This is a genomic window from Vibrio sp. CCB-PB317, from assembly GCF_022808245.1.
Taxonomy (GTDB): domain Bacteria; phylum Pseudomonadota; class Gammaproteobacteria; order Enterobacterales; family Vibrionaceae; genus Vibrio; species Vibrio diabolicus.
Window position 1 is genome coordinate 1 of sequence record NZ_JALGNU010000010.1, and the last position, 4,193, is coordinate 4,193.

Annotated in this window: 6 protein-coding genes; all 6 read right to left on the bottom strand. The window is 40.1% G+C overall.

The window, feature by feature from the left end:
* Positions 1 to 109: 109 nt before the first annotated feature.
* The 6 genes from MTR11_RS23830 to MTR11_RS23870 all read right to left on the bottom strand — a co-directional run bounded on the left by MTR11_RS23830 (position 110) and on the right by MTR11_RS23870 (position 4,088).
* Positions 110 to 1,141 carry a DUF4238 domain-containing protein gene (locus tag MTR11_RS23830; RefSeq protein WP_243328511.1) on the bottom strand — a complete coding sequence of 344 codons (1,032 nt, stop codon included), beginning with the start codon at positions 1,139 to 1,141 and terminating at the stop codon, positions 110 to 112.
* A 145-nt stretch (positions 1,142 to 1,286) separates the two neighbouring features.
* Positions 1,287 to 2,108, bottom strand: coding sequence for a hypothetical protein (locus MTR11_RS23840; protein WP_243328513.1), 822 nt, complete (start codon positions 2,106 to 2,108; stop codon positions 1,287 to 1,289).
* Positions 2,109 to 2,240: 132 nt separating this feature from the next.
* Entirely contained in the window at positions 2,241 to 2,660 is a 420-nt protein-coding gene (locus MTR11_RS23845; RefSeq protein WP_109170482.1) for a GFA family protein, read from the bottom strand.
* Positions 2,661 to 2,850: 190 nt separating this feature from the next.
* Positions 2,851 to 3,081 carry a hypothetical protein gene (locus MTR11_RS23850; RefSeq protein WP_171971541.1) on the bottom strand — a complete coding sequence of 77 codons (231 nt, stop codon included), beginning with the start codon at positions 3,079 to 3,081 and terminating at the stop codon, positions 2,851 to 2,853.
* Positions 3,082 to 3,253: 172 nt separating this feature from the next.
* The gene (locus MTR11_RS23860) at positions 3,254 to 3,541 is read right to left on the bottom strand and encodes a DUF6966 domain-containing protein (protein WP_243328514.1); all 288 of its coding nucleotides are present in this window, start codon (positions 3,539 to 3,541) and stop codon (positions 3,254 to 3,256) included.
* Positions 3,542 to 3,671: 130 nt separating this feature from the next.
* On the bottom strand, positions 3,672 to 4,088 hold the full coding sequence (locus tag MTR11_RS23870) for a hypothetical protein (RefSeq protein ID WP_048626554.1): 417 nt from the start codon (positions 4,086 to 4,088) through the stop codon (positions 3,672 to 3,674).
* Positions 4,089 to 4,193: the final 105 nt, after the last annotated feature.

Consider the following 4,193-nt stretch of genomic DNA (forward strand, 5'->3'; position numbering starts at 1 on the left):
AATTAAGGTGTGAAGCACACTACCACGACACTTAATTTGACCACCTTAAACACTAAACTCAATCCAAACCCAAAATGCCAAGCGTGCTGAATCACTCTTAAATTGTTTGTTAAGCGTATTTTGTCGAGTAAAACTCTTTTTCACTGTAAGCATGGTGCTCATTCAATGATTTCCATTGCGACAATTCATATTTTACTTCCTCTGGAAGCACCAACCTTTCATGAAACAAACCAATCTTAGGGCATTGATTCACAGAAATAACATATCTGTGACTATTTTCGACAAGCATCCGGTTTATGACATTGGTTTTTTCCATACTAACCCTAGTGCCTCTAGGCAGCGGAGGTTTTTGACCAACCAACGTATACAAAAGATGCTGAGGACCCAATGGAAGAATAAGTTCAGTACCTGCATTCCCCCATCCACCTTTGAGGTCATAGCCGTCCTTCCCATAATGGTTAAGCTTGAGAACCGGATTATCAGACGTATACCAAGACTCACCCTTAGCAGGATGTAAGATTGTCCACTTGTGTTCGTGGAGATGACTAGAAACGTTAGTTAGCAAGTGCTTGATACTCCATAGCCATGAAGCCCTACCCACCAATTTCTCAACAGAAACCATCAAACCTTTATCATCTTTTGTTATTTGCAACTTCAAAGGTAATTCATCGTGAAACCTATACTCTCCCGAAGGTTCAAAACTTCTGGGAACACCTTTAGATATAGCTCTTTCAACAACATCTTTCATCATCACCTCAAACTCATCTTTGTCGTCCTTGTTGAGATGTTCAATAAATTTTTTGGGCGTTCGGAGATCTTGAAGAGCAAAAAAATTGATCAGGTTTTTATAATCGCTAGGGGTTAATTTGGAGTTTGACATTACTTTTGCGATTGATGCTTCTGCTGGAGCTTCATAGTGCTGATCAAACCATGTTTCAAGCATGTCACATTCTTCACCATCTTTCGTATTTATATAAAGATTTCGCAAGTAACCAATTCCATTTAATGGAAACGGCTTCCAAATAGGAACATTCTCATGCTGAACTAGAGTCCGATATACTTGAACCTTTCGACTTGTTGACCAGTTCTTTAGATACATAACTGGTACAAAATGATTGTCTCTTTTTTTATCCAAACTCATAACCTTCTCTAATACGCTTAACGCCCTGTTAAGGTGTGAGCAACGCAATACCGATGCTTCCGCATACCACCTTAAACACTAAATGCAACACATAGTAAAAATGCCACGCGTTGCGAATCACTCTTAAACAGTTTGTTAGTTTTACTTAACTTTTAATGCGGCCAAGCTCTTTTTGTAACATAGAGGTAATATCGACTGTTTCCCCACATTTTCTCTTCAAGGCTTTTTGCCACTCTAAGTTGTTTTTTAATGCCCACTCCAAGTCTTTTTCCCTCGATGAAAAAGATAGCCCTCGAGGCATAGTGTGAGGGTAGTAAGCAATGGGAGCCCTAAGAACAAAGTCCATCCGAACGACTTTAGATTTAGGTATGAGCTCAAACTGAGATGTTCCATAATTCCACGTTGCAACGTTATCACTCGTACTCGCAATGATACCAACACAACCTCTACCAAGTTGGTCTTGTTCAGTAATCAGTCTATACCTTGGTAACCTTTCGCTTGTTTGTACTTCAATAGGGCGAGTCATATTCACTTCGTGACTTAGCTTGCTCAATAGAACCAATAAAACAACAATTAACAGCGACAAAAAACCAAACATAAATGTAATGACTTTTCCTATTTTACCCTCTTTCTTTAGTTTTCTGAGAATTGAGGGGAATGTCATTATAAATACGCCAAATAACAACAACATCATCGTTTGATGAACTAGAGAAAATACTACTCCTGAACTCAAAGCAACAGAGTACACATCAGATAGATTAGCAACGTGTAGAAATTCAATGCCGTAATCACCAAACAACTCATTCGCATGTAGGTAACAGAGAAGAGTAAACAACGAGGCACTAACCGAAGCCAAAAGAAAATAGTGGTCTGACGCTAACCTAATAACGATAGTTAACCAATCTCTTAGAACATTGAGTTTTTTTGTAACGTCTAACTTTATTTCAGGATCTATCTCATCCCGCATACTACTTTTCTCATCGCAAATGTTTAACTAAGAAAACTAACGCCGCGTTAAGGTGTGACAAGCGTTTGCCACACTTGAGCGAAGCGAAACCGGCAAGCGTTTGGAATCACTCTTAAACGCTTTGTTATGTGTTTAGCTCTTAGCTTGTTCTGGAAGCCTTTCGTAACTAGGTACATCGCACAATTTCATAGACCATTTCGCGCTACTACCAACAAAAATTTTAGCAGTAGGCGGAATTGGAACTGGACTATCGAGGCTACCAGCCGGAACCACTACGCTGTTAATACTTTCTGCAAACGTTGGGATTGCAGACCCGCATTTTGAACAAAAGCTTTTTGCATGAAATGAATTTGGATGCTTATACGTTCTGACATCACTTTCACCTTTTAACCAAGTTAAGGTGCCAGCTTTAGCAAACAAATTTGCACCATGAGCCGAGCCTGTACCCTTTTGACAACGAGTACAATGGCATAAAAAGAAAGACTGGAACTCACCTAAAAGCTCATACTTCACACTACCACAAAGGCATGAACCTCGATGTTTATTCGCCATAAAAGCCTCCTTTCTTTCGATTACACATAACGCCCTGTTAAGGTGTGAGCGACGCAATACCGATGCCTCCGCATACCACCTTAATCACTTAATCCAACGCATGGTAAAAATGCCACGCGTTGCGAATCACTCTTAAACAGCTTGTTAGTTGCGTAGCTTGCCACTGGCAGAGTAATAGAGATACTGAGCATCAATCTAAATTATCTGGTGTATGAAGATTGGTACCACATACTGTACATTTGTAATCACCAGTTGCTTCACCTTCCATTAATGCACCAACTATTGCAGCAAATAGACCCGATAAGAAACCTTTATCTTTTTTCTCAGTTACTTCCTTTGGCTTAGAAAAACTTTCATACCTATGCAGCGTAACTTCTTTACAATTACAACAAAACGCCCTTGTCTCTTCAGAACCGTACATTTTTACCAATCTGATTACTCCCTGTAAGCTAATTTTTCCCAAGCAACTAACGCCCTGTTAAGGTGTGAGCAACGCAATACCGAAGCCGCCGCATACCACCTTAAACACTAAAACCAACGCATAGTGAAAACGCCACGCGTTGCGAATCACTCTTAAACAGATTGTTATGTGTTTATTCTTGTCCATGCTTTATTTCAGTTGCAAGTTCCCATGCGCGTGTCCGTAGCGCACTAAAACAATCGTTTTTTCGAGTTAACTTGCTTATATAAATATCATTAAATGAGCCCATGCCACCGTATGCTAATAGTACTTTTTCTATTCCGTTAAAGTCAGATTCTAATAGCCATGTTCGAGTTCGAGCATGTGACATCCAATCACGCCAGTGCTCTTGCCCGTCTTCATCCAACATCTGAACAAGCCTGTCTAGAACTTCTATTAACTCTTTTGTTTTCGGTCCCATATACACCTACACATAACGCCTTGTTAAGGTGTGAGGCACGCAATACTGAAGACTCCGCATAACACCCTAAACACTACAACCAACGCATAGTAAAAATGCCATGCGTGCCGCATCACTCTTGAACAATTTGTTATGCTCGTTCTTTTAGGGTTTGCAAAAGACTTACAAGATCCAAAACTGCGGTAGTTTCAAAGCGATCTAGTTTTGGTAAGACATAACTATCGTTCACCGTTTTTAAAGTAATTTCTTTGATCACTGCCCCGTCCCTTGAGTAAGTCGTATCATAGGACTCAACATCACATACACTCAAATGCCAAAGTGCGCTATTTCCCAGTTTAAGACTAATACGCCCACCTAGAACCTCGATGCTGTAAAGACCATTTTTATCCGGAAACTTTTGCTGTAACCATAAGCTAATTGCGGCTATCGAGCTCAAACCTAGCGCTACAAATAAGCTTCCTGATGCAATAGAAATAACGATAATACCTATAGTGCCGATTAAAATTGCACCTTTATTCAAAGCTTTATCTTTTTCCCTGAGATACACAACTCCCTCCTGAGAGCATAACGCCTTGTTAAGGTGTGAGGCATGCAATACCGAAGATTCCGCATAACACCTTAACCACTACGCATAGTAAAAATGCCACGCATG